This is a genomic window from Polaribacter sp. Z022 (assembly GCF_023555495.1).
Classification (GTDB): Bacteria; Bacteroidota; Bacteroidia; order Flavobacteriales; family Flavobacteriaceae; genus Polaribacter.
Genome location: NZ_JALCZO010000006.1, coordinates 23,149 through 48,267, shown reverse-complemented (window position 1 = coordinate 48,267; position 25,119 = coordinate 23,149). Strand labels below are relative to the sequence as shown.

The following is a 25,119-nucleotide window of genomic DNA, read 5'->3' as shown; positions in this document are numbered from 1 at the left end:
AGAATATGAAAAGAGCAATTTTTCCAGGATCTTTTGATCCATTTACTTTAGGTCATCATGATATAATTTCTAGAGGAGTTACTTTGTTTGATGAACTTATTATTGCAATTGGAGTAAATTCTTCAAAAAAATACATGTTCACTTTAGAAGAACGTAAGCGTTTTATTGAAGAGTCTTTTGCAGATAATCCTAAAATAAAAGTTGTTACATATGAAGGTTTAACTGTAGATTTTTGTAGAGAAAACGAAGTCGATTTTATTTTAAGAGGATTAAGAAATCCAGCAGATTTTGAATTTGAAAAAGCAATTGCACATACTAATAGAGAACTTTCAACTATAGAAACAGTTTTTTTACTAACAGCTGCAAGTACTTCATTTATTTCTTCATCAATTGTTAGAGATGTTATTAGAAATAATGGAGATTACACCAAGTTAGTCCCAGAAAGTGTTAGAGTAAAAAAATAATTAACAAAAACAAAAACAAAAAATGAAAAAATTTTTAATTACTGCAATCATAATGATGATGATGATTGTAGGATATGCTCAATCATCTTTTTACAAGGTCGGAGACACAATATTTTATGTAAACAATAGAGCTACATATGTGAAAACAAGTACTTTGGTGGTTTTAAAAGAAACAAATGTTGGTAAAAATAGTAATGTTTTTAAAGTTGAGAAATTTTTATTAGACGATTCTAAAAATGAATATGTTTTAGATTCTAAATTTACAACCAATGGGTTACAGCTGCTAAAAGCTAATGGAGATTTCGTGTCTTATTACAAGAACGGAAACAAAGCTTCTGAAGGAAAAACAGTTAATGGCCATAAAGGAAAAGGAATTTGGAGTTATTACTATGAAAATGGTAAGAAAAAATCAGAAGAAAAAACTTCAAATGAAAGTTATTTTAGTGATAAAACTGAAAACTTAGTGATGAATTTTTGGGATGAGAAAGGACAACAAACAGTAATTGATGGAAATGGTTTTGCTCAATTTACAAATAGTGAAGGTCTTTTTGAAAAAGGAACTTATAAAAATGGTTTAAAAAATGGTTTGTGGACTGCTTTTGATGGAAAAGTTAAAAAGTATGAAGAAACATATAAGAAAGGAAAATTATCTAATGGAAAAAGTTGGAACTCAGCAGGTGATAGTTTTACTTATAAAGAAGTTAACACATCTGCATATTATAGAAAAAAAGACAATGGTGCTGTAAGAAAATATGTAGATAAAAATTTTAATTCTAATACTGCTGGAATTGCTGGAGATATATATGTAAATTTTTTAGTAACTCAAGAAGGTTTTGTGGGGCAGGTAAATATAATTAGAGGGTTAACAGTAGATTACAATACAGAAGTTAAAAGAGTACTTTCAGAGATGAATGGTTGGACACCTGCAAAGAAAAGAGGTCAACCTTATAATTCTACTTATTCTTTAAATTTACGTTTTACAGAATAGATTTATATGAAAAAAATTCTAATATTATTTGCAATTTCAACTTTAATTTCTTGTGGAAATAAAACTGATAAGCTTAAAAATTTTACAACACTTTTTGAAAAATCTAATGGAACTGAAACTAATGAATACAATGAAGTTATTTCGTTTTATAAAAATTTAGACGAAGAATTTGCAGGAGTTTCTCTTTTTTCGTTTGGTCAAACAGATTCTGGAGAACCTTTACACTTGGTAGTTTACAGTCAAGAAGAAATTTATAATGTTAGTGAAATAAAAAAATCTACAAAAAACAGAATTTTAATTAATAACGGAATTCATCCAGGAGAATCTGATGGAATAGATGCTTCTATGATGTTGATTAGAGATATTGTAAAAAACGATTCTTTAAAAGAAAAATATAAAAATTCAATTATTTGTGTAATTCCTGTTTATAATATTGGTGGTGCTTTAAATAGAAATTCTCATACAAGAGCAAATCAAAATGGACCAAAAGAATATGGTTTTAGAGGAAATGCTAGAAATTATGATTTAAATAGAGATTTTATAAAGCAAGACACAAAAAATGCTGCAGCTTTTGCAGAAATTTTTCATACTGTAAATCCTGATGTATTTATTGATAATCACGTAAGTAATGGTGCAGATTATCAATATGCAATTACTCATTTATTTACACAACATAACAAACTAGGAGGTAAGTTAGGCATTTTTTTAGAAAATGAAATGCGACCAAGTTTAGAGAAATCTTTATTAAAAAAAAATATTGATATTACACCTTATGTAAATGTTTGGGGTACAACTCCAGAAGCAGGATTTTCTCAGTTTTTTGACTCCCCAAGATATTCTACAGGGTACACTACTTTGTTTAATACTTTAGGTTTAATGGTAGAAACACACATGTTAAAACCATATAAAATTAGAGTTGAACAAACCTATGAATTGTTATTTTCTGCATTAGATTTTACCAAAGAAAACTCAAGTAAAATTAAAGAACTTCGTAAAAATGCAGTAGCAGAAGTGTTGTCAAAAAATACATATCCAATTGCTTTTAAAGTTGATAAAGAAAATCCAACTGAATTGCAATTTAAAGGTTTTGAAGGAGAATATATAGAAAGTAAAGTAACCAATGGAAAACGATTGTTTTACGATACTGCTAAGCCTTATACCAAACCAATTAAGTATTACAATAATTTTGTAGAAAGTAAATCTATAAAAATTCCTAAAGCATATATTTTACAACAAGGTTGGCATAAGGTTTTAGATCGATTAAAAAATAATAACATACAGTTTTCTAAATTGAAAAATGATACAATAATCACTGTTGAGGTAAATCATATTTTAGATTTTAAAACTCGAACAAATGCGTATGAAGGGCACTATTTACACTATAATACAACTGTGTCTTCTTCAAAAAAAGAAATTAAATTTAGAAAAGGAGATTTGTATATAGAAACCAATCAACCTGGAGTTCGTTATTTGCTAGAAACGTTAGAAGCTGAAGCAACAGATTCGTTTTTTAATTGGAATTTTTTCGATACTATTTTACAACAAAAAGAAGGTTATTCTTCTTATGTTTTTGAAGATATTGCAGAAGAGATTTTAATATCAAATCTAGAAATTAAAAAAGCTTTTGAAGAAAAATTAAAATCAGATATAAAGTTTGCAGAGAATCCAAGAATGCAATTAAACTTTATTTATAAAAATTCTGCTTATTACGAAACTGCACACTTAAGGTTGCCAGTTTTTAAAATATTTTAAAAATGAAAACTTTTCCGGTTTTATTAATTATGATTTTTTTCTTAGGATGTTCTAAAGTCTCTTCAAAAAAAGAAAAATTAGGAACTACTTTTTATGTAGGTACTTACACAAAAAAAGAGTCAAAAGGAATCTATAAATATGAACTTTCTAAAGAAGGTTTTTTAAAAGAAATTGGTTTAGTAGCCAAAACAGAAAACCCATCTTTTTTAGCGAAATCTAAAGATAATAAAGTGCTTTTGTCTGTTGATGAAACAGATAAAGATGGAACTGGTTTTGTAAAATCTTTCGAAATTTTAAAAGATTCTTTAAGTTTATTAAGTGTATCAAAATCAGGAGGTGCTCATCCATGTTTTATTACAATTAATGATAAAAACCAAGTCTTAGTTGCTAATTACACAGGAGGTAATGTTGGCAATTTAACTTTAAATAATAAAGGAGTTCTTTCTTCTTTATTAAATGTACAGCAACATATAGGTAAAGGAACTACGAATAGACAAAAAGCTCCTCATGCACATTCAGCTTGGTTTCATCCTAATAAAAAAGAAATTATTTCTGTTGATTTAGGTACCAATCAATTATGGTTTTCTAAAATAGAAGAAGAAAAAAATGAATTGATTTTTACCAATCAGAAAACTCTTGATATGGCAGAAGGATCAGGACCAAGACATTTAACTTTTCATCCTAATAACAAATGGATTTATGTTTTAAACGAATTAAATAATACGGTTTCTTTAATAAAAGAAAAAGAAGGAGTTTATTATGTAGCTTCTTCAATAAGTACACTGCCAAAAAGATTTACGAATTATAGTAATGCTGCAGACATTCATATTTCTAAAGATGGTAAGTTTTTATATGCTTCTAATAGAGGTCATGAATCTATTGTAATTTATGAAGTGAATTTAGAAAATGGTAATTTAAAAACAATAGATTATGAATCTGTTTTTGGAAAAAGTCCTCGTAACTTTTCTTTATCTCCTGATGAAAAATTTTTGCTAGTTGCAAATCAAGATACAGATAATATTGTTGTATTTAAACGTAACTCAGAAACTGGTAAATTAAATTTTGTTAGTGAAACATCAGTATCCATGCCAGTATGTATTTTATTTTAATTTTTTAGCACTGTATTTTTACTTACAATTTTTTCATCTTGTTTAAAAATAAAGAAATACGTTCCTTTTTTTAAATTAGAAACGTTTATTTTTTTGCTAGTTATGTTATTTCTTTTCTCAACTAATTTTCCAAGAACATTATAAATTAAGATACTATTAAAGTTGTTTTGAGTTTCTTTATTTAAATAAAACTCTGTGCTTACTGGGTTTGGTGTTAGTTTAAATTTATTTAATTTTAAATCATTTACAGATAGTGTATTTACTTCTTCTACACTAAAGTCTGCAAATAAAACTTCTTCATCTCTTAAGTCTTGTACATTAATTAAACTTCTATAAATTCCCCATTTGGGTCTTACAAATTCTGCTCCAGATTGCCAATTGTCAATATTGTTATTTTCATAATTAAAAACAATAGTTCCATTGTCTATTCTTTTTATTTCAATTGAATAAAAACTATTTACTCCATAAGTGATTTTTTCTGTGATTTCTACCCAATGACCTTTTAAAAGAGATAAATCTACTTTTTTTAAAGTTTCTTGGTCGTTTGTACTTGTTTGTCTAAGTTCTAATTTATCTGGTGTACCTTTTCTGGCAGTTAAAGTATACATTGGTATTGATGAATAATCGCCACCAACAGATTTTAATTGATGTAAATGCGTAAAGTTTGGTGAAGCTTGAAAAGAAGCATCAATCTTCATTTTCCATTTGTAAATTACATTTTCACCTTCTATTCCTAATAAGTTATCAGGACTCTTGTCATATGCTTTAATCTCATTTCTTTGTCTGTCAAAATTTTTACATCTGTCATTGTCATTTGCAGTATGTATAAAAAAACGAAATATATTTTTGTTTAATTCAGTGTCAAAAGTTTCATCTATATGTCTTCCAAAACTAGTGTGGTTACAATCTGGCACTTCTACAACATTGTAATTTGGTGCAAAAACAGAATTTATTAACTCGTAAGTATTTCCTGCTCCATCTGCAGATAAGGTAACTTGTGAGTTAGTATTATAAATTGTGAAAAATAGAATGCAAGAAGTTAAAAAAGAATATTTCATTTTTTTTTGATTTTAAATTGGTTAACCAATTTTAGGTGATAAAAATAATGATTTTAAATTTTATCAAACGAGTTAGAATGAATTCTTTTTAAAACAAAAAATCCAGCTTAAGCTGGATTTTTTGTTTTAAAATTTATATTCACCTAAAGGTTTTGGAAAATCTTCAGGATTTGCAGCTAAATGATATCTTGGGTCATCAATGTCTTCTTCTATAATATCAGTAAAAATAGGACTTGATTTGTAAAGTAATAATTTACAATCTTCACTTAAATGTTTTAACGTAATTTCTTTACCAGCTGCCTTGTATTTTTCAACTAAAGCAAAAATTGCTTCTATTGCAGAATGATCAGAAATACGAGCTTCTACAAAATCAATTTCTACTTTATCTGGATCATTTTTAATATCAAATTTTTCATTGAATGCAGAGATACTTCCAAAGAAAAGTGGTCCCCAAATTTCGTAAATTTTAGTACCATCTTCTTTAAAACGTTTTCTAGCCCTAATTCTTCTTGCATTTTCCCAAGCAAAAACTAAGGCACTTACTATTACTCCAGATATAACAGCAATTGCTAAATCGAAAATTACAGTTAGAGAAGAAACTAAAATTAGAACAAATAAGTCTGTTCTTGGTATTTTATTCATAATTCTAAAACTAGACCAAGCAAATGTTCCTATTACAACCATAAACATTACACCCACTAAAGCTGCAATTGGCACTTGTTCTATATAAGAAGAAGCAAAAAGAATAAACATTAATAAGAAAATTGCAGCAGTAATACCAGATAAACGTCCACGTCCACCACCTTTAATATTAATTATTGATTGTCCAATCATAGCACAACCACCCATTCCACCAAACAAACCAGTTAAAATATTTGCTCCACCTTGAGCCATACATTCTCTATTAGAATTACCTCTAGTTTCTGTTAAATCATCAATTAAGTTTAAGGTCATTAAAGACTCAATTAAACCAATGGCAGCTAATATTAATGCATATGGAAAAATGAATTTTAAAGTTTCGAAATTCATAGGAATATTAGAAAATGTTTCTAATACAGGTACAGGAAAACCTCCTTTTAAACCTTCTCCACCACCATCTCTAATAAAAGAACCAACAGTAGCAACATCTAAATTAGAAAAAATTACAATTCCTGTTACAACTAAAATAGCAATTAATGCTTCAGGTAATTTTTTAGTAGCTTTTATTTTAGGCAACCCCCACATAATTAACATGGTTAAACCAACTAAAGCAACCATAAACCATAAAGAATTTCCTTCTAACCAAACTTTTTCTCCACCAACAGTTTGTTTAAACATACCAAGTTGAGATAAGAAGATTACAATAGCTAATCCGTTTACAAATCCCATCATTACAGGATGAGGAATTAATCTAACGAATTTTCCAAGTTTAAAAACTCCTGCTAAAACTTGAATAACACCCATTAATATTACAGTTAAGAATAGATAGTAAAGACCTAAATTTTCATCAGGATTACCCATAGCATTTCCTTCTGCAACTAAAGAAACCATTACAACTGCTAATGCACCTGTAGCACCAGAAATCATTCCTGGTCTACCTCCAAAAATCGAAGTAATTAATCCAATCATAAAAGCTGCATACAATCCTACTAAAGGATCTACGCCAGCAACAAAGGCAAAAGCAACAGCTTCAGGAACTAATGCTAAAGCAACAGTAATACCCGATAACACATCATTTCTTACGTTTTTTACACGTTTAGTAATAAATTCAGTCATAATATTGGTAGTTTTTTCAAGTCGGCAAAGATAGAAGGTTTTTTTAGAATACTATTGTTCTTTGTAAGTATCATATACTAATTTTATGTTTTCGTAAGAATTAAGTAAAGCATTTTTACTTTCTTCTTCATTTTTAAAATCAACCTTAGTTATACCTTCTTCTATTTGTGGTTTTAATTTACCTTTATAATCAGAAGACATTAAAAACCAATGTGTTTCTTTTAGGTTTAATCCATTTTGTTCATATATATGATATGTAGTTAATAATGGTTTAATTAAATTAAGATTAAACACTCCACATTCTTCTTCAACTTCTCTAATTGCAGCTTTTTCTATAGATTCTCCTTTTTCAATCCATCCTTTAGGTAAATCCCAAGTACCATTTCTAAAAATAAATAAAACTTCTTTTTTATCATTTAAAACTAATCCGCCAGCTGCAGGAATTATATTTAAATTTTTAGTAAAAATTTTCCAATCATTTTCTAAATTAGTAGAATGTAAATTAATGCCTAAAAAATCTTTATGCTTTAATTTAAACAGTATTTCATTGAAATTTACATTTTTAAATGAGTAAGTTGGAAATTTATTATCATTTTTTAATGAAGAAGTGATAATAATTGGGGTATCATTTACAAAAACTTTATACATTTGCCTTATGATTTTAAACAAAGATACTGCAAAAAAAACAGCTGAACTTTTATTGAAAGTAAAAGCAATAAAATTAAGCCCTAATGAACCATTTAATTGGGCATCAGGTTGGAAATCTCCAATATATTGCGATAATAGAATTACCTTGTCTTATCCACCAGTACGTGTTTTTTTAAAAGAAGAAATTGCAAAAATTGTTGAATTAGAATATGGTAAACCAGATGTTATTGCAGGTGTTGCTACAGGAGCAATAGCTATTGGAATTTTAGTAGCTCAAGAATTAGGAGTTCCTTTTATTTATGTAAGGCCAGAGCCAAAAAAACATGGAAGGAAAAACCAAATAGAAGGGCACTTAGAAAGCGGACAAAATGTTGTAGTAATTGAAGATCTTATTAGTACAGGAAATAGTAGCTTAAATGCAGTAGAAGCTTTAAAAGAAGCTGGTGCTGTAGTTAAAGGTATGGTTGCTATTTTTTCTTACGGATTTGATGTTGCAGACAAAAATTTTGAAGAAAAAGGAGTTAGTTTAACTACTTTAAGTAATTATGAAAATTTGTTAGAACAAGCTTTAGATAGTAGTTACATTACAGATAAAGAATTAATTACTTTAAATGATTGGAGAAAAAATCCAAGTGTTTGGAAACAATAAAAACAGATATATGAATATAAAAGGAAATACAGTTACAATAGAAAAATCTGCCAAAGAAGTATTTGTTTTTTTTACAGATTTAAAGAACTTTAAAGAAATAATGCCAGATAACATCCAAAAATTTGAAGTGGATGGAGAGTCTTTTATTTTTGGATTACCAGGAATGCCAGAAATTAGATTGGTATTAAAAGAAAAAACAGAATATTCTAATATAACATTAGGAGCTGCAAGTAGTAAATTACCATTTACTTTAGCTGCAGATTTAAATGAAATATCTGAAAATAAAACTGAAATAAAATTAAATTTTGAAGGAGATTTTAATCCAATGATGTCAATGATGATTAAAAAGCCTTTAACAAAATTTGTAGATACACTTACAGAAAATATTGGAAACCTTTAAAGAAAAGTAATTTCTTTAATTCCAAATTCTTTTATAGAACCATCTTCTAATTGAATTTGTAGATTTCCGTTAATAGAAATACCGGAAATAATACCCATAAAAATTTCATCCTTACTATTTTTAAACATAGTAGGGATGTTTTTTTTGTACAAAACCTCCAAATATTTTTCTTCTAAAAGTTTAAATTTTTCTAATTCTAATAATTCAATATTCTTTTTAATTTCAATTACTATTTCTTTTAAAAGTTCATCTAAATTATATTCAAAAGAAGTTTCTAATTTTAATGAAGTTACTTTATTTAGGAAATTTGGAAATATTTCTTGATTCACATTTAGTCCAATTCCTATTACAGAATTCTTAATTTTGTCACCTTTAAATGTGTTTTCTATTAAAATTCCACAAATTTTTTTATTTCCTGACAGAATGTCGTTAGGCCATTTAATAAAAAGATTCAATATTTTTTTAGCCTTAAGTACGTTAAAAATTGATAAAGAAATTGCAAAATTTAGATGCTTATTATTTATAATTTTAAGGGAGTTAAAATTAATAAACACACTAAATGTAAGGTTCTTAGAGGGCTCAGAAACCCAATTACTATTTAGTTGACCTCTTCCTTTAGTTTGTTTTTCTGTAACAACAATTGTGTAATTTTCTAGTGTAGAATTTTGCGACAAATCCTTTAAAAAAGAATTTGTAGAATCAGTGGCATTAAGTTTGATTATTTTCAAGTGTTAAATAAAGTGTAAACTACTGTAATATTACATAAAATACTCGCAAAAAAATAATAACTTTGCGTTAAATTAGAAAAAAGTTAATGACAAAAAATAAAGTAAGTACAGACGAATTAATTGCTGTTATTATAAAAGGGATTGATGAAGTAAAAGGAGAAGATATTCAGTTATTAGACTTACGAGAAATTGAGAATACTGTTTGCGATTATTTTATAATCTGCTCTGGTAATTCAAATACACAAGTAAATGCAATTTCTGGTTCTATCCAAAAAATGGTAAGTAAAGAAATTAAAGATAAACCTTGGCATATAGAAGGTCAGAATAACTCTGAATGGGTTTTAATGGATTATGTAAACGTTGTTGTGCACATATTTCAGAAGCAAGTTAGAGATTTTTATGATATTGAAAGTCTTTGGGGTGATGCTAAAATTACAGAAATAAATCCAGTTTAATTTTTTTATTTTATAAAAAGAATGAGTGATTCAAAAAAAGATAATAATTCAAATATGCCTAAATTTAAGTTTAATGCGTACTGGATTTATGGTGCAATTTTTATTTTAATTGTAGCTGTTCAATTTTTTAGTAGTGGAGACTTAGCTACTAAAAGTATTTCAAAAAATGAATTCCATGAGATTTTAAATGAAAATGATATCTCTAGAATTGTAGTTGTAAATAATAATTTAGCTCAAATTTATATTAAAGATGAGGCTCAAAAGAAAGATCGCCATAGAAAAATGGTGAACTCTACTTTTTATACAAAAGGAGCTTCATTGTATGAATATAATTTTGGTGATTTACAAAATTTTGAAAACAATATAGAAAAAGCAAGACAATCTAATGGTTTAGATTTCGATTTAAAAAACGAAAATAGAACTAGTATTTTTGATACTATTTTAGGTTTTTTACCATTTATAATTTTAATTGCTGTTTGGTTATTCTTTATGAGAAGAATGTCTGGTGGTGGAGCAGGATCTGGTGGTGGAGGTCAAATATTTAGTATTGGAAAATCTAAAGCTAAATTATTTGATAAAGACACAAAAGTAAAAACAACTTTTGAAAACGTTGCAGGTTTAGAAGGTGCAAAAGAAGAAGTCCAAGAAATTGTAGATTTCTTAAAAAATCCAGAAAAATATACCTCATTAGGAGGTAAAATTCCAAAAGGAGCCTTATTAGTAGGACCTCCAGGAACAGGAAAAACATTATTAGCTAAAGCTGTTGCAGGTGAAGCTGATGTTCCTTTTTTCTCTTTATCAGGATCAGATTTTGTAGAAATGTTTGTTGGTGTTGGTGCTTCTCGTGTAAGAGATTTATTTAAACAAGCTCAACAAAAATCTCCTTCTATTATTTTTATTGATGAGATTGATGCTATTGGTAGAGCTCGTGGTAAAAACAGTATGACTGGAGGAAATGATGAACGTGAAAATACTTTAAACCAGTTATTAACAGAAATGGATGGTTTTGGTACAGATACAAACGTAATTGTTTTAGCAGCAACCAACAGAGCAGATGTATTAGATAGCGCATTAATGCGTGCAGGTCGTTTTGATAGACAAATTTATGTAGATCTACCAAATATTAATGAGAGAAAAGAAATTTTTGAAGTTCATATTAAACCTTTAAAATTAGCAGATGATGTTAAAATTGAATTTTTAGCACAACAAACTCCTGGTTTTTCTGGAGCAGATATTGCTAATATGTGTAATGAATCTGCTTTAATTGCTGCAAGAAATGGTAAAAAAGCAATTCATCATCAAGATTTTTTAGATGCTGTAGATAGAATAGTTGGTGGTTTAGAAAAGAAAAATAAAGTAATTACTCCAAAAGAAAAAAAGGTTATAGCTTTTCATGAAGCTGGTCATGCAACAATTAGTTGGATGCTAGAACATGCTGCACCTTTAGTAAAAGTTACAATTGTACCTAGAGGTCAATCTTTAGGAGCTGCATGGTACTTGCCTGCAGAAAGAATGATTGTTCAAACAGAACAAATGTTAGATGAAATGTGTGCTACAATGGGTGGTAGAGCAGCAGAAAAAGTGATGTTTGATAAAATTTCTACAGGAGCCTTAAGTGATTTAGAAAAAGTTACCAAACAAGCTAGAGCTATGGTTACCGTTTATGGTTTAAATGAAGAAGTAGGTAATATAACATACTATGATTCTTCTGGAAATGATGGTTTTGTAAAACCTTATAGCGAAGATACAGGTAAGAAAATAGATAAAGAGATTTCTGAAATTATAGAAGGACAATATATAAGAGCAATTAATTTGTTAGAAGAACATAAAGACAAATTAACTACACTTGCAGAATTACTATTAGAAAAAGAGGTTATCTTTAAAGATGATTTAGAAAAAATATTTGGAAAAAGACCTTTTGGAGAGGTTGAAGAAAAAGTAATTGAAGAAAAAGAAAATATTCCCCCAGTAGAAAAAAATACTGAGGAATAACAAAACATCTTTAATTTAATGAATTTTTTTAAAAAGTTATTTAATATTCCTGATCAAGAGGAGAAAGAAATAAAAAAACAAGAAGTAGATCTGTCTTTAGACGATTTATTTGTACATAATTTTGTTGAAAAAGGAGGTAAGTTTCTTTATTGTTTAAAGAAATCTGAAGTTATAGACAATTTAAAAAATATTTCTAAAGAGAATAATTGGACTCAATTAACAGTTTTAGATGAAGGTTTACATCCTTTTTTAGATAAAAATGAAGTTAAAATAAATAAAAACTTCAATTCTGAAATTCCTGTTTTTCTAAAATGTGAGCATTTAATTGCAGATAATGGAGATATTTTATTTTCTTCAAATCAATTAAAAAGTGTAAAGTTATCTACAATGTCTCAAAATTTTGTTGTTTATGCAACTACAAGTCAGTTGGTTAAAGATATGGGGCAAGGTTTAACAGGTATAAAAATTCATCATAAAGAAAATTTACCAACAAATATATCTGCCATAAAAAATTACAACATCAATAAAAATGATGATAATTTCTTAAACTATGGAAACAGTAATTCAAAAAACTTATATTTGCTGCTATTAGAAGATTTATAATATGAGTAACCTTTTAAGAAGGAGTCTTTCTGGCATTATATATGTATTGATTTTTATATCTGCAATTCTTTATTCTAAAGATTCGTACATAGTTTTAACTACATTCTTTGGTTTAATGTGTGTTTGGGAATTTTCTAAATTAATTGATTTTAAGAGTTTAATAGGTTATATATTTTACTGTTTAACATTATTTCTACTACTTAAAAGACCAGAAGGATTTGCTGTAATTGGTATTTTAGGAATTACATTAATTTCATCTGCTTTTCTTATTTACTCTTTATTTGCTAAAAAAGAAATTACTTTTTCTAGTGATAGAGCTAAGTCTGGTTTGCTATTTAGGTATGTTATTTTTTCTATGATATTTTTAACATTACTACCTATATATAATGGAGGTTATAACCCACATTTAATTATAGCTATTTTAATTATGATTTGGGTTAATGATAGTTTTGCTTTTTTGGTAGGTAAAAACTTTGGTAAAACAAAATTATTTGTTTCTGTTTCTCCCAAAAAAACAGTAGAAGGATTTATAGGAGGTTTAATATTTGCTTTACTTGCTTCTTTTATAATTAGTAAGTTTAATAATGATTTTACGCTAATTAATTGGTTAATTATTGCCTTTATAGTTAGTGTAATTGGTACAATTGGAGATTTGGTAGAATCTAAGTTTAAAAGACAAGCTAACATAAAAGACAGTGGAAATATAATGCCAGGTCATGGAGGAATGTTAGATAGGTTAGATAGTCTGCTATTTGCAGCACCATTTGTATATTTGTATATTAATTTTATAATTTAAGTATGATTCGTTTTCACAAAGAAGGATATAAAATAATTACTATCGCTTTAATATTATCTATTGCAGGTATATTATTAGCAGAAAAATTCATAGATATTCTATGGTTGGTAAAAACAATTCAAATTATAATCATTGTTTTTTTAATAATTGTATTACAATTTTTTAGAAACCCTAAAAGAGTTGCTCCTTTAAATGAACATGCATTAGTTGCTCCAGTTGATGGTAAAGTAGTTGTAATTGAAGAGGTAGAAGAACCAGAATATTTTAAAGATAAAAGGTTACAGGTTTCTATTTTTATGTCTCCAATAAATGTTCATGTTACAAGATACACAATGAGTGGTATAATAAAATACAGTAAATATCACCCAGGTAAATACTTAGTTGCATGGCACCCAAAGGCATCTACAGATAATGAAAGAACATCTGTAGTTATAAATAATAAATCCTTTGGCGATGTTTTGTATAGACAAATTGCAGGTGCTTTAGCAAAACGAATTGTAAATTATGCAAAAGAAGGAGATAAGGTAGTACAAGGTACAGATGCTGGCTTTATAAAATTTGGATCTAGAGTTGATCTTTATTTGCCTCTTGGTACAAAATTAAATGTTTCAATAGGAGATGTTGTAAAAGGAGGTATCCAAGTAATTGCAGAAAAATAATTTTTATGGAATCGGATTTAGACATTAGGTTTAAAGAAGCTTTCGATAAAATTTCTAAATTAAGAAAAGCGATTGCTCCAGATATTATGCTTAAATTTTATGCTTATAATAAGCAAGCAAATTTTGGTAATAAGTTTTCTTTTAATAGCGGTTCTAATGTAAGAAGTGCTTTTAAATTTAATGCATGGATGCAATTAAACGGTATGTCTTCTGAAGAAGCTAAAAATGAATATATTAAACTTGCAGAATCGGTTTTAAATCAAAAAAAATAATATCATGAAAAAAATAGTAGTTTTATCTTTATTGTTAGTAGTTGTATTTAATTTTTCATCTTGTAAATCAGAAAAAAAAGCAGATTATAGTAAAGGAGATACTGTTGAGGTAAAAAAAATAACTTCAAAATATTCTTTATCAAAAGCAGCAAATGAAATTAACTTTACAGCATATAAAACAACAGATAAAGTTCCAGTTGGAGGACAGTTTAAAAAAGTTGATATTACTTCTGGAGGAGATGGTAATACTATAAAGGAAGCTATTAATCAAACAGAATTTTCAATTCCAATTAAAAGTATTTTTACTAAAGACACTAGTAGAGATTTTAAAATAAAGAAATACTTTTTCGGAGTTATGGCTAACACAAAACTATTATCAGGAAAGTTAATTATAGAAAATGATTCTTTAGGTTTCGCAAACATTAAAATGAATGAAGTAACAGAAAAAGTTCCATTTACTTATACAATAAAAGGAAATACTTTTTCTATGAATGCCACTATGGATGTTTCTAATTGGAAAGCTATTAAAGCGTTAGAATCATTAAATGCTATATGTAAAGATTTGCATAAAGGTGCTGATGGAGTTTCAAAAACTTGGAGTGATGTAGCACTTAATATTAAGTCTACTTTTTAGATTTTTTTATTTTTTATAAGTTTTATAAAAAAAAATATATATATTTGAGCATATTTAAAATTAATTAACCCCTAAAAATTAATAATTAAGTATTAAATAGATACTTTTTTGGCCCCCTAAAACCAATGAATAAAATTTTTTCCCCTAAAAATTTAAGTCATTCAATTGTCTTAATATTCTCTTTAATTTGTTTTCAAACTTTTTCTCAAAACGTAGATGTTAAAATTACTGTTAATTGGCCTAATTGGTCCTCTGAAAATAAAATTGAACTTTTAGCAGTTAATGGTACTGTCTTAGCTACTGTTGATAATGGTTATACAGGTTCAGGAAATGCTGCTTTTGATAATATATCTTCTCCAAGTGTTACTAGTGTAACAGTAAATTCATCTGCTAATGCTGGTTATTCTGTTAAAATTTATGATTTATATGGTGATGGTTGGAATGGAAGTGGTTATGCTACTATAAATGTAGATGGTGTAGACGTATTAACGGTTAATGATAGTAATTTTGATAACATTCCAGGTTCTGGTGGAGAAATCTCTAAAAGAGTTTATTTTGCAGTAAATCAAGTAGTTGTTTTAGATGATGCTTCTTTTAGTTATTCTAAATCTGGATATTGTCAGGTAGAAACAGATCCTACACCAAATGTTACAGGTGAAACAGGAGGAACTTTTTCTTCTACATCTGGATTAGTTTTAAACTCTACTTCAGGTCAAATAGATCTTTCTGCATCAACTTTAGGAAGTTATGTAGTAACATATACTACTACTGCTCCTAATCAAAATAGTGCAACTTTTAACGTTACAATATCTGATGGAGATGTTGCAACATTTGAATATACAACATCTAGTGCAACACAATCTAGTTCAGATTTATCTCCAACTGTAACAGGTGCTAGTGGTATTTTTAGTTCAACTACAGGATTATCAATTAATTCTTCAACTGGAGTTATAGATGTTTCTGCATCAACGGTTGGAGTTTACACAGTTTCTTATATTACAACTGGTAGTTGCACAAAAGTGTATACAGATCAAGTAGAAATATTAGGTGCTTTTCCAGGAGTTTCTCAATATTATAATTCAAGCAAAAAATACATAGAATACATACCAGGTACAATGCCTGTTATTATATCTGCTCCACATGGTGGTACTTTAACTGGTAGTGAGTTATCTACTAGAGGTTGTGGTACTGGAGAAATGGATGATAATACAGATATTTTAATTAGAGAAATTCAAAAGAATTGCTATGAACAATTTGGAGTATACCCATACATCATTATAAATAATCTAAGAAGAAATAAATTAGACCCTAATAGAAATGAGAGTGTAGCTACTTGTGGAAATTCTTCTGCTAAGCCTTATTTTGATGCATATCATGGGTTTATTGATGATGCAAGTGCAGATGTATCTTCTAAGTTTGGAAAAGGCTTATATATAGACTTACATGGTCAGAGTCATTCTATACCAAGAATTGAAGCAGGTTATAATTTACCAAGTAGTTCTTTTGATGAAGATTTAAATAATTCGAGTACTAATGTTGCAGAATTAGCAAGAGTAACAATTAAAAATTTAATAAATAATAACCTTCAAAATTTAACTTTCGAAGACCTAATTAGAGGTTCTCAAAGTTTTGGAGGATTAATGCAAACCACAGGTGGTACAGAATACGCTGCATTAGGACATGCAGGTTGTAGCAGAAGCGTGGGGTATAGAACCGTTCCGAGTCATGTGAAAACAGGCTCGGATCAAGGTTCTTGTGATGATACAAATCCTGGAAATAACTCTTATTTTGCTGGTGATTATTATAGTAATATTAGACATGGTTCTGGAAGTACATCTTACGCAAACTCTGTTGTTGGTGGAGGTGGAACTGTAAATGGTGGTGGTGGTACCATAGATGGTTTAATGACCGAAGTTAATAGAAGAGTTAGAGATCTAGGGTCAGCATATTCTTCTGAGTATGGAAGGTCAGATAGTAGAAGTGCAACTGTACCTTATTTTTCTAGAGATTATGCACAAGTACTTGAGAACTTTATAGAAATACATTATAATGATTTTTCTAATTTCTCATATGATTCTAATGCATATTCAATTTACGGTTTAGATCCAACACCTACTATTACAGGAATATCTGGAGGTACATTTACAAGTACTTCAGGTTTATCTATTAATTCCTCTACAGGTCAAATAGATGTTTCTAATTCTACAACTGGAACTTATACAGTTAAATATGTAGCTTTAAATGTAGGTGATTATTATAAAAAAGAATTTTCTGTTACAATTAATAATAGTGCAGTAACAAATACTTTTACAGCAACAAATGGAGTATGGTCTTCTACTTCTAATTGGAGTTTAGGTAGGTTGCCTGCATCAAATGATAATGTTTCTATTCCTTCAGGAAAAATAGCACATTTAGACCTAGAAAATATAACTGTTACAGATGTTTCAGTAGAGGGAACACTTAATGTAAAAACTGGAAAATCAATTACAGTATCTGGAAATATAAATACTACTGGTACAACTGTAGTTAAAACTGATGCTACAAGTAGTGGCTCAATTATAGTTAATGGAACTTCTACAGGTAATATAACTTTTAGTAAATCTATTACAGATAGTAGTAATTGGTACTTAATTTCATCTCCAGTAGAAAACCAAGATATAGATGCTTTAGTTTCTGCAAATAATAATATAGCCACATCAGGAACAAAAAGAGGTTTGGCTACTTATAATAATGTTTCTAAAACTTGGGATTATTATATTAATGGGTCTAGTACTTCTGGTAATTTTACTTTAGGAGAAGGATATTCTGTAAAACTAAACTCTTTAGGAAGTATAAATTTTACTGGAAATTTAAAAACGGAAAATGTAAATAAAAATGTAACTTTAGGTGCAAATGGTTGGAACTTAATAGGAAATACTTATTTATCTTTTATCAGTGTTAATAATTCTGCTGATAACACTAATAATATCTTAGACTTGGCAACAAATTTTTCTATTTTAGAAACAGGATATAAAGCAATTTATTATTGGGACACAGATTCTAATACTTATAAACCTATTAATAATGCTTCAGATGCTACATTCTTAGCACCAGGACAAGCTTATTTTGTAAAAGTTAATGCAAATGGAAACATTACTTTGAATGAAAATATGCAAAGTCATCAATCTGGAAATCATTTCTTAAAAAGTAATTCTGATAGATTTGAAATCAAATTAACCTTAAATAATGGTACTTCTAAAAAAGATACACATGTAAAATATATTAAAGGTACTACAACTGGATTAGATGAAGGATATGATGCTGGTTTATTTAATGCAAACAGTTCAAGTTTTGATATTTATACGCATTTAGTGGCTCCTATTGATGATACTAAATATGCTTTACAAGCTTTACCTAATAGTAATTTTGAATCTATGGTTGTACCTGTTGGTGTAATTGCCAAAGTTGATTCTGAAATTACATTTAAAGGAGAATTTAAAAACATACCAAAAGGAGTTAAAATTTATTTAGAAGATAAAAAAGAAAACGTGTTTAAAAGAATTGATGAAACAGATGCTTCTTATAAAATAACGTTAGAAGAAGATATAAATGGAGTAGGACGTTTCTTTATTCACACATCATCTAAAACTTTAACTGTACAAAATATTGAAACAAAACCTCAGTTTTCTTTATATCAATCAAACAAAGGTGTAGTAAGGATTTTGGGTGTTGATAGTGATGATACTGTATTTAAGTTGATATCAGTTCTAGGAAAAGAAATGTATGCAACCAAGTTAGCAAACAAACAAAGTCAAGAAATTGTTTTGCCTAAATTAAATGCAGGAATTTATATTGCACAAATAAAATCAAAATCAGAAAAAATTAGTAAGAAAATTATTTTAAAGTAACCCTAACTTTAATAAAAATGAATAATAAAAATAATAAAGAAATTACAAGAAAAGAAGCCATAAAAAAAATTGGAAATTATGGTAAATATGCTGCCTTAACAGCTTTAGGCACTTATTTAATTTTAAATCCGCAAAAAGCACAAGCATCTTCTGTTTCAATCGTAAATCCTGGAACAGATTTTTAAAAAAGAAATATAATTTTTTAAAGAATCAAAATTTAGTCCCTAAACATAATTTTATAAACCCCTAAACTTTAACAAAATGAAAAATTTTACAAACAAATTATTCTTAGCAGTAGTATTATTATTTGCAGTTTATGTAAACGCACAAGACTACTTAATGACTTTAAACCCAACTGCACTAAACTTTATTGATAAAGATGCAAAAGAGTTTGAAGGAGAGCCTTTAGTTAGCAATAAAACTTTTACCTACATTTATGATGGAGGAGAAGTAGAAGTTGTTTATAAAGGAAACGAACACTATGAATACCACAATAACAGACAACATTATATTAAATCGAAACTTTTTTGGGTTTCTGAAGATTTAGTATATGTTACAATTGAAGACTTTACAATACCTAACTTTCCTTTTAAAAGAGGAACAAAAATGAAAATCAAAATAGAAAAAGTTGAAAAAGATGTAGTTTACTATAAATCAACTTTAGGTGGAAGAACTTGGCTGGGGAAAATGAAGGAAAGTAAACTTGAATAATCTATTATTTTAAGTTACTTAGAGCCTTTTGGAGCTTTGAAAATCGGAAAGAATAATTATTCTTTTCGATTTTTTTTGCTGAAATTCTACTTCCTTTTAATAGAATGATAGACATTTTTCCAAACATAATTTTTAATAAAATACTAGGGACCCCTATTCTTAAATATGTTTTGTTATTATTTTTGGCTAATAATTTAGAAAAAGAACTGTTGGTTTGGTAATCTGGAGCTATAGCATTGTAAATTCCATGAAAATTATCTTCTATAGCTTTTATATACATTAGGCATAAATCTTCAATATGAATCCAAGAAATATATTGTTTTCCATTACCTAATGGTGTTATAATAGGTGTGTTCATTTTGGCTAAAGCACCCCCTTTTTTTGTTAAAACAATTCCAGTTCTTAAAATAGTAGTAGGAGTATTGTCGTTTTTAAATTGTAAAGCAGCTGCTTCCCATTTTTTACAGACTTTTGCTAAAAAATCATTACCAGAGTTATCTGTTTCTATAAATATTTTAGATGATGTATAGGTTCCATAAAAACCAATAGCAGAAGCAGAAATAAAACCTTTTAAGTGTATTTTTAAGTCTCTTACTTTTCTAAATAACAAGTTTGCAGATTCAACCCTACTATCAATTATAAGTTGTTTTCTGTTTTTTGTCCAACGTTTATCTGCTATACTAGCTCCTGCTAAATGAATAATGTAATCTGTATTTTTTAACGCATTTTCATCAATATAATTAGAAGATATATCCCATTTAAATTCATTTTTATTTTTTGGGTTTCTACTTAGTATAGCTACCTCGTGTTTTCTTTGTACTAACATTTCTGTTAGTTTTTTACCAACTAAACCTGTACCTCCAGTAATTAATATTTTAGACATATTGTAAAAATAAAAAACCGCAATCAATTAGATTGCGGTTTGTAATAGAATTATTTTATAAGATTATTTAATCTCTTTCATTGCATTAGTAATTAATGTTTTTAAATGATTTTTATGAGCTTTTGTTGCTAAATCACCAGTTCCATTACTTACCCAAGTTTTAATGTTTTTAAGATTGTAAATTGCCATAGATTTTGCAGCTGTAGTAAATCTACTACTAGTTCTACCTGAAATCATTTCAATTAATCTTTTTGTATAAACAGCTTGTAAATTTTGACGGAAAGAGTTAATACTTCCATAAACATCTGGTTTAAACATCATATTATTTAAATCTGTCATAAAAGAAGACAGTTTATATTGATTACCATATACTTCAGAATTAGAAATTCTTTGTAAAGTATTTGGGTGCATTAAATGAGATAATGTTCTTGTTTGATATGCTAAAATTTGTTCATGAATTTTAGGGTCTTCTGTTCTTCCAAAGAAATTATATCCTCTTCTTTGTCTTGCTAAATAATTGTATACATCTTTAGGAACATCAAAAGCATTAGGTGCAAAAATGTATTTTTTCATTGCAGCCATTGCTCTTTTTTGATCTTTTAAACTTACAGGTGTATAAGGTTGTGTACCTCCTTCTTGTCCGTAAGTAGATCTATCTACATAAACACCACCAATAAATCTCGAAATTACACCACCTGCAATAGAAGATTGACTTTGTAATGTATAATAAGCTCTTCTTAAATCTTCATAAGTTTCACCTTTATTGGTAAATTGATTTTTTAAGTTTTTCATCATAGAATTTACCAACTTAAATCTATTTACAGAATATGTAATTTGATCGTTAGATAAATCTCCAATCATAACTCTTGGATCTATTCCATTGCTAGAAGAACGCATATCATCTGCATCATTACCAAAAATTAATTCTGGTTTTGTAGATTGACTTAATACTGCATTTCTTTCTGCATCATTTTTAAAATCTTGGTATCCAAATTGAATTGCCCAAACATCATAAGGTCCAACAGCCATATCTGCATATTGCCCTTGTTTACTTCTATCGTTTGTAATGTTTATTCCTGCATAATCCATTACAGACCCAGTTAAAGCTTTTCCTTTAATAAAAGCAGCGTCTTCTAATTGAGCTGGAGAAAATAACTGACTTGCCTTCATATTATGATTCAATCCTAAAGTATGACCTACTTCATGCATAATTAATGATTTCATTCCTTCTTTTTTCAAAGCATCCATATCTAAGTCAGAAGCTCCAGTAGCTTGTAAAACAGCAGAACCTAATTGCATATTATTGTGCATAACATGACCCATAGAACAAAACTTATGGTTATGTTTTTCAATTAGTTGCTTGTTTTTTACTTCTTCTAAAGTTTCTAATTTCATATTAGAAGCAGCATCATTATATAATTTATCTGCAAAAACTCTATTTGTAAAATGCACAAACTCTAACATAATATCTGCACCTAAAATTTCTCCAGTTCTTGGGTTAACAAAACTTGGTCCATAACCACCAAAAGGAGGATTAGGAGAAGAAGTCCATCTTAAAACATTGTAACGTACATCACCAGCATCCCAATCTGCATCATCTGGTTGTACTTTAACTACCATTGCATTTTTAAAACCTGCTTTTTCAAAAGCAACATTCCAAGCTAAAACACCTTCTTTAATAGTTTCTCTCCATTTTAATGGAGTTGTATTTTCAATCCACCAAGTAATTGGAGTTACAGGTTCAGACAAAGCTGCATCAGGATTCTTTTTAACCAACTTCCATCTATGAATCATATCTCTATAATTAATAGTTTTAGTAGTAGTCATGTCATTAGTTTCTGTTAAGAAATAACCAACTCTAGGATCATCTAATCTAGGAGAATAATCTTCTTCTGGCATATTCATAAATGTATGAAAAACTTTTATAGAAACGTTTCTACCATCTGTTACTGCTCTAGAACCTCCATTTAAAACTGAAGGATTGCTATAAACATATTCTGTTTTTACATTTGTGTTTTCTGGATAGTTTTTAATTTCATTAATTTTAGATTTATTTTTATCAAATCTTCCTAAACTAAAAGCAAAAGGAGAAGTTCCTGGTCTTCTAGGTCTTTTTATTCTTGTAAATGTTTCTGATAAAAATAATCCATTTGCATCAATTAAATATTCTCCTTTTTTATCATCTGAAGCTAAAATTTTACCACTTGCAATTACTGCATCACTAATATTAGCTGCAGCAGATTTAGAAAGGGCGCTTTTTTTATCAAAATAAAATGAAGTGTTTGGTACATAAAACTCTAATTTGTTATAGTATTTTTTTAGGTTAAATACGCTAGATCCTTGGTAAGCACCTCTAAATTGACCAGCATCTACAACACCATCTGCTATTTGAGAGAAGTAAATAAAATCTTTATTTAACTGTTCTTTTTTTACTAACAATTTAATAGAACCTGTTACAGTATCTTGATAAATAGTAAATAAACCTTCTATTTTTTTACTGCTTTTAGTTAAATCTTTAATCGATTTTCCTTTCTTTTTTGGAGGAGTGTTTTTGTTGGAACAGCTTTTTTAACTTCCTTTTTTTTCTTTTTCCAAAATTGTGCATTTGTATCTTGAACTCCTAAAACAGCAAGAGTTAAAAACAATGAACAAATTATTCTAAATTTACTTGAATAGATTGTCTTCATATAATTTGAGAGTTGATTAAATTAAAGAGGACAAGTTAGTTTTTGAAAATTGATAAAACTGTTAATTTTATGATAAAAAAATTACCTATTACTTCTAGATTTTATGTTTTTAGAACATAAATCTATAATTTCAGTAATTCTTTTTGTTCTTGTGGCTTCTCTCTTAGCTTGATTAATCCAGTATAAATAATTTTTTCTGTAGCTAGGAGCAAAGTTTTTAAAATTAGAAAAAGCTTTTGGGTTTTTGTTAAATTCTATTTGTAAATCTTCTGGAATAATTCCTTTTTCTACACTGTCTAATGCAGTCCAAGAACCATTTTGTTTCCCAATTTCTATAATTTCAAGTCCACTTTTGTGCATTAAATTTTTTGAAGTTAATTCTAAAATATATTTTTTATTTAATGCACTCCAAATACTTTTAGTTTTTCGTTTACAGAAATATTGCCTTCTTTTTCCATTTCCTAAGCTTTTAACAGTAGAGTCTATCCAACCATAACATAAAGCTACTTTTACTGCTTCTTCCCAACGCATAGATTCTTCTTCATTTTCTACTTTGTAAAAAATAAGATAAACTCCATTAGAAGTATTGTAGTTTTTAGACAACCAATTACGCCAATCAGTATCGTTTTTAAAATAAAGTTCTGGTTTTTGATTCATCTATTTTCTCCAAATTTTATTTGGAAAAACTACCACACTTTCATGACCATCTTTTCCTACTGCAGCAACTCCAAAAAAGAAGTTATCAATAACAATTCCATCTAAAGTAAATTCTGTAGTTTCAACATACCTAGAATTATCCCAAGTAGGAGATGTAGTATCTCTCCAATAAATTTTATACCCTTTAGCACCTATAACTTTGTTCCATTTTAATTTAGCTGAAGCTTGTACAATTCCGCCAATAGATACTTCTGTAGGACTTGGAGGAGCCCAAGCTAAATTTGCCATAGTAATTGCATTTACAGCAGTTAGCTTTTTTGCATAACCAAAATTTACGTGCTCAAAAGTATCTCCATATTTAATGCCGTTTTCAATTCTAATATCTTGATGTTGTTGTGTATAATTTTCATGAGCTTCCATAATTCTAATACCAGCAAATCCTAAATCGTTAAAAGGTCTATGATGTCCTCCTCTTCCAAATCTATCCAATCTATAAATCATCATCGGATTCATTTCTGGCATATATGTCTTTGTTGTTTTGTACGTATATCTTGCTAATTGACGAGAAATTCCATCTACTTCACCTCCATAAAAACGACGCATTTTACGTTGTCTTTCTGTTTCATTTGCAGGAACAGGTTCAGAAAAAATTCTAAAACTACGATTGTCTATTACACCATCTACTCCAGTAATATTTCCAATCATATCATTGTTTAAAATTCCTATAATTTCCCAACCTTTTTCTTTGGCATATTTTGCGAATCCTGCACCTCCAAAAAGACCTTGTTCTTCACCAGAAAGACCAACATAAATAATACTGTTTTCAAATTTATATTTACTTAAAACCCTTGCAGCTTCAATAGTTCCTGCCATTCCAGAAGCGTTGTCATTTGCACCTGGTGCATCTGTTGTAAAATCCATTGTGTTACTTGCTCTAGAATCTATGTCACCACTCATAATAACATATCTATTAGGGTATTTTGTGCCTTTTTGCACAGCAACAACATTTACTACCCAAGCATCATGAGGTACTCTTCTGTTGCCTTTTTTTGTTACAAAATCCTTTTGATAAAAAGTGTTGATACAATTATTACAATTTTTAGAAATTTTATCAAATTCAGATTTTATCCAACGTCTTGCAGCACCAATACCTCTGGTGTTAGAAATGGTGTCAGAAAAAGTATTTCTTGTTCCAAATTCTGTAAGAGTTTTAATATCAGATTTAATTCTGTTAGCAGAAACTTCATTTATAATATCATAAATTTTTGGGTCTGTTTGAGCAGTAATTGTAATTGTAAAAATTAATAATAGGAATGTTATTTTTTTCATTTG

General features: G+C 28.2%; 25 protein-coding genes. 16 read left to right on the top strand and 9 right to left on the bottom strand.

Annotated features, from left to right (window positions below; all coding sequences use genetic code 11):
- Window positions 1-5: 5 nt before the first annotated feature.
- Genes coaD through MPF13_RS13030 form a run of 4 tightly spaced genes read left to right on the top strand, consistent with a single transcriptional unit; the run spans window position 6 to window position 4,313 of the window.
- Window positions 6-464 (top strand): pantetheine-phosphate adenylyltransferase, encoded by a 459-nt coding sequence (gene coaD, locus MPF13_RS13045; protein ID WP_249983200.1) that lies wholly within the window; start codon window positions 6-8, stop codon window positions 462-464.
- A 22-nt stretch (window positions 465-486) separates the two neighbouring features.
- On the top strand, window positions 487-1,452 hold the full coding sequence (locus MPF13_RS13040) for a toxin-antitoxin system YwqK family antitoxin (protein ID WP_249983199.1): 966 nt from the start codon (window positions 487-489) through the stop codon (window positions 1,450-1,452).
- 6 nt (window positions 1,453-1,458) lie between these two features.
- Window positions 1,459-3,204 (top strand): M14 family metallopeptidase, encoded by a 1,746-nt coding sequence (locus MPF13_RS13035; protein WP_249983198.1) that lies wholly within the window; start codon window positions 1,459-1,461, stop codon window positions 3,202-3,204.
- Between the two features lie 2 nt (window positions 3,205-3,206).
- Entirely contained in the window at window positions 3,207-4,313 is a 1,107-nt protein-coding gene (locus MPF13_RS13030; protein ID WP_249983197.1) for a lactonase family protein, read from the top strand.
- Here MPF13_RS13030 and MPF13_RS13025 read toward each other — a convergent pair.
- From MPF13_RS13025 to MPF13_RS13015, 3 genes are all read right to left on the bottom strand, one after another.
- Complete coding sequence (locus MPF13_RS13025) at window positions 4,310-5,371, bottom strand: T9SS type A sorting domain-containing protein (RefSeq protein WP_249983196.1); 1,062 nt, start codon at window positions 5,369-5,371, stop codon at window positions 4,310-4,312. The genes MPF13_RS13030 and MPF13_RS13025 overlap by 4 nt on opposite strands.
- 126 nt (window positions 5,372-5,497) lie before the next feature.
- Window positions 5,498-7,126 carry a SulP family inorganic anion transporter gene (locus MPF13_RS13020; RefSeq protein ID WP_249983195.1) on the bottom strand — a complete coding sequence of 543 codons (1,629 nt, stop codon included), beginning with the start codon at window positions 7,124-7,126 and terminating at the stop codon, window positions 5,498-5,500.
- Window positions 7,127-7,177: 51 nt separating this feature from the next.
- Window positions 7,178-7,774 carry an NUDIX hydrolase gene (locus MPF13_RS13015; protein WP_249983194.1) on the bottom strand — a complete coding sequence of 199 codons (597 nt, stop codon included), beginning with the start codon at window positions 7,772-7,774 and terminating at the stop codon, window positions 7,178-7,180.
- A gap of 7 nt (window positions 7,775-7,781) precedes the next feature.
- On the opposite strand from MPF13_RS13015, the gene pyrE reads away from it, so the two are divergent.
- On the top strand, window positions 7,782-8,423 hold the full coding sequence (pyrE, locus tag MPF13_RS13010; RefSeq protein WP_249983193.1) for an orotate phosphoribosyltransferase: 642 nt from the start codon (window positions 7,782-7,784) through the stop codon (window positions 8,421-8,423).
- A gap of 10 nt (window positions 8,424-8,433) precedes the next feature.
- Window positions 8,434-8,823, top strand: a complete 390-nt coding sequence (locus MPF13_RS13005) for an SRPBCC family protein (RefSeq protein WP_249983192.1) — start codon at window positions 8,434-8,436, stop codon at window positions 8,821-8,823.
- Here the strand turns inward: MPF13_RS13005 and MPF13_RS13000 are convergent.
- Complete coding sequence (locus MPF13_RS13000; protein WP_249983191.1) at window positions 8,820-9,551, bottom strand: biotin--[acetyl-CoA-carboxylase] ligase; 732 nt, start codon at window positions 9,549-9,551, stop codon at window positions 8,820-8,822. The genes MPF13_RS13005 and MPF13_RS13000 overlap by 4 nt on opposite strands.
- Before the next feature lie 86 nt (window positions 9,552-9,637).
- Here MPF13_RS13000 and rsfS point away from each other — a divergent pair, with 86 nt between their 5' ends.
- The 10 genes from rsfS (at window position 9,638) to MPF13_RS12950 (ending at window position 19,560) form a co-directional block, all read left to right on the top strand.
- Window positions 9,638-10,006, top strand: a complete 369-nt coding sequence (rsfS, locus tag MPF13_RS12995) for a ribosome silencing factor (protein WP_249983190.1) — start codon at window positions 9,638-9,640, stop codon at window positions 10,004-10,006.
- 21 nt (window positions 10,007-10,027) lie between these two features.
- Complete coding sequence (gene ftsH / locus MPF13_RS12990; RefSeq protein WP_249983189.1) at window positions 10,028-11,998, top strand: ATP-dependent zinc metalloprotease FtsH; 1,971 nt, start codon at window positions 10,028-10,030, stop codon at window positions 11,996-11,998.
- Window positions 11,999-12,016: 18 nt separating this feature from the next.
- Window positions 12,017-12,601: a hypothetical protein gene (locus MPF13_RS12985; RefSeq protein ID WP_249983188.1), complete on the top strand. Its 585-nt coding sequence runs from the start codon at window positions 12,017-12,019 to the stop codon at window positions 12,599-12,601.
- A gap of 1 nt (window position 12,602) precedes the next feature.
- Window positions 12,603-13,397 (top strand): phosphatidate cytidylyltransferase, encoded by a 795-nt coding sequence (locus tag MPF13_RS12980; protein WP_249983187.1) that lies wholly within the window; start codon window positions 12,603-12,605, stop codon window positions 13,395-13,397.
- A gap of 2 nt (window positions 13,398-13,399) precedes the next feature.
- Window positions 13,400-14,056, top strand: coding sequence for a phosphatidylserine decarboxylase family protein (locus tag MPF13_RS12975; RefSeq protein WP_249983186.1), 657 nt, complete (start codon window positions 13,400-13,402; stop codon window positions 14,054-14,056).
- Between the two features lie 5 nt (window positions 14,057-14,061).
- A complete protein-coding gene (locus tag MPF13_RS12970) occupies window positions 14,062-14,328 on the top strand; it encodes an acyl-CoA-binding protein (RefSeq protein ID WP_249983185.1) in 267 nt (88 codons plus the stop codon).
- Between the two features lie 4 nt (window positions 14,329-14,332).
- Window positions 14,333-14,962 carry a YceI family protein gene (locus MPF13_RS12965; protein WP_249983184.1) on the top strand — a complete coding sequence of 210 codons (630 nt, stop codon included), beginning with the start codon at window positions 14,333-14,335 and terminating at the stop codon, window positions 14,960-14,962.
- A 125-nt stretch (window positions 14,963-15,087) separates the two neighbouring features.
- Complete coding sequence (locus tag MPF13_RS12960; protein WP_249983183.1) at window positions 15,088-18,849, top strand: DUF8693 domain-containing protein; 3,762 nt, start codon at window positions 15,088-15,090, stop codon at window positions 18,847-18,849.
- 17 nt (window positions 18,850-18,866) lie between these two features.
- Complete coding sequence (locus MPF13_RS12955; RefSeq protein WP_249983182.1) at window positions 18,867-19,034, top strand: hypothetical protein; 168 nt, start codon at window positions 18,867-18,869, stop codon at window positions 19,032-19,034.
- Between the two features lie 76 nt (window positions 19,035-19,110).
- Entirely contained in the window at window positions 19,111-19,560 is a 450-nt protein-coding gene (locus MPF13_RS12950; protein WP_249983181.1) for a hypothetical protein, read from the top strand.
- A 4-nt stretch (window positions 19,561-19,564) separates the two neighbouring features.
- Here the strand turns inward: MPF13_RS12950 and MPF13_RS12945 are convergent, their stop codons facing one another.
- From MPF13_RS12945 to MPF13_RS12925, 5 genes are all read right to left on the bottom strand, one after another.
- The gene (locus MPF13_RS12945) at window positions 19,565-20,443 is read right to left on the bottom strand and encodes a TIGR01777 family oxidoreductase (RefSeq protein WP_249983180.1); all 879 of its coding nucleotides are present in this window, start codon (window positions 20,441-20,443) and stop codon (window positions 19,565-19,567) included.
- Between the two features lie 63 nt (window positions 20,444-20,506).
- Window positions 20,507-22,882: a zinc-dependent metalloprotease gene (locus tag MPF13_RS12940; RefSeq protein ID WP_249983179.1), complete on the bottom strand. Its 2,376-nt coding sequence runs from the start codon at window positions 22,880-22,882 to the stop codon at window positions 20,507-20,509.
- A 68-nt stretch (window positions 22,883-22,950) separates the two neighbouring features.
- Entirely contained in the window at window positions 22,951-23,130 is a 180-nt protein-coding gene (locus tag MPF13_RS12935) for a hypothetical protein (protein WP_249983178.1), read from the bottom strand.
- Between the two features lie 81 nt (window positions 23,131-23,211).
- Complete coding sequence (locus MPF13_RS12930; RefSeq protein ID WP_249983177.1) at window positions 23,212-23,787, bottom strand: YdeI/OmpD-associated family protein; 576 nt, start codon at window positions 23,785-23,787, stop codon at window positions 23,212-23,214.
- Entirely contained in the window at window positions 23,788-25,116 is a 1,329-nt protein-coding gene (locus tag MPF13_RS12925; protein WP_249983176.1) for a M28 family peptidase, read from the bottom strand.
- Between the last annotated feature and the right edge of the window lie 3 nt (window positions 25,117-25,119).

Excerpts from the sequence above, each read along its gene's own strand:
- MPF13_RS12960 (WP_249983183.1), top strand. The coding sequence starts at position 15,088 with ATGAATAAAATTTTTTCCCCTAAAAATTTAAGTCATTCAATTGTCTTA.
- MPF13_RS12930 (WP_249983177.1), bottom strand. The coding sequence starts at position 23,787 with ATGAATCAAAAACCAGAACTTTATTTTAAAAACGATACTGATTGGCGT.
- MPF13_RS12965 (WP_249983184.1), top strand. The coding sequence starts at position 14,333 with ATGAAAAAAATAGTAGTTTTATCTTTATTGTTAGTAGTTGTATTTAAT.
- MPF13_RS13025 (WP_249983196.1), bottom strand. The coding sequence starts at position 5,371 with ATGAAATATTCTTTTTTAACTTCTTGCATTCTATTTTTCACAATTTAT.
- MPF13_RS13015 (WP_249983194.1), bottom strand. The coding sequence starts at position 7,774 with ATGTATAAAGTTTTTGTAAATGATACCCCAATTATTATCACTTCTTCA.
- MPF13_RS12970 (WP_249983185.1), top strand. The coding sequence starts at position 14,062 with ATGGAATCGGATTTAGACATTAGGTTTAAAGAAGCTTTCGATAAAATT.
- MPF13_RS12935 (WP_249983178.1), bottom strand. The coding sequence starts at position 23,130 with ATGAAGACAATCTATTCAAGTAAATTTAGAATAATTTGTTCATTGTTT.
- MPF13_RS12955 (WP_249983182.1), top strand. The coding sequence starts at position 18,867 with ATGAATAATAAAAATAATAAAGAAATTACAAGAAAAGAAGCCATAAAA.
- MPF13_RS13020 (WP_249983195.1), bottom strand. The coding sequence starts at position 7,126 with ATGACTGAATTTATTACTAAACGTGTAAAAAACGTAAGAAATGATGTG.
- pyrE (WP_249983193.1), top strand. The coding sequence starts at position 7,782 with ATGATTTTAAACAAAGATACTGCAAAAAAAACAGCTGAACTTTTATTG.
- MPF13_RS12925 (WP_249983176.1), bottom strand. The coding sequence starts at position 25,116 with ATGAAAAAAATAACATTCCTATTATTAATTTTTACAATTACAATTACT.
- MPF13_RS13040 (WP_249983199.1), top strand. The coding sequence starts at position 487 with ATGAAAAAATTTTTAATTACTGCAATCATAATGATGATGATGATTGTA.
- MPF13_RS12945 (WP_249983180.1), bottom strand. The coding sequence starts at position 20,443 with ATGTCTAAAATATTAATTACTGGAGGTACAGGTTTAGTTGGTAAAAAA.
- rsfS (WP_249983190.1), top strand. The coding sequence starts at position 9,638 with ATGACAAAAAATAAAGTAAGTACAGACGAATTAATTGCTGTTATTATA.
- ftsH (WP_249983189.1), top strand. The coding sequence starts at position 10,028 with ATGAGTGATTCAAAAAAAGATAATAATTCAAATATGCCTAAATTTAAG.
- MPF13_RS13035 (WP_249983198.1), top strand. The coding sequence starts at position 1,459 with ATGAAAAAAATTCTAATATTATTTGCAATTTCAACTTTAATTTCTTGT.
- MPF13_RS12980 (WP_249983187.1), top strand. The coding sequence starts at position 12,603 with ATGAGTAACCTTTTAAGAAGGAGTCTTTCTGGCATTATATATGTATTG.
- MPF13_RS12975 (WP_249983186.1), top strand. The coding sequence starts at position 13,400 with ATGATTCGTTTTCACAAAGAAGGATATAAAATAATTACTATCGCTTTA.
- MPF13_RS13005 (WP_249983192.1), top strand. The coding sequence starts at position 8,434 with ATGAATATAAAAGGAAATACAGTTACAATAGAAAAATCTGCCAAAGAA.
- MPF13_RS13030 (WP_249983197.1), top strand. The coding sequence starts at position 3,207 with ATGAAAACTTTTCCGGTTTTATTAATTATGATTTTTTTCTTAGGATGT.
- coaD (WP_249983200.1), top strand. The coding sequence starts at position 6 with ATGAAAAGAGCAATTTTTCCAGGATCTTTTGATCCATTTACTTTAGGT.
- MPF13_RS12985 (WP_249983188.1), top strand. The coding sequence starts at position 12,017 with ATGAATTTTTTTAAAAAGTTATTTAATATTCCTGATCAAGAGGAGAAA.
- MPF13_RS12950 (WP_249983181.1), top strand. The coding sequence starts at position 19,111 with ATGAAAAATTTTACAAACAAATTATTCTTAGCAGTAGTATTATTATTT.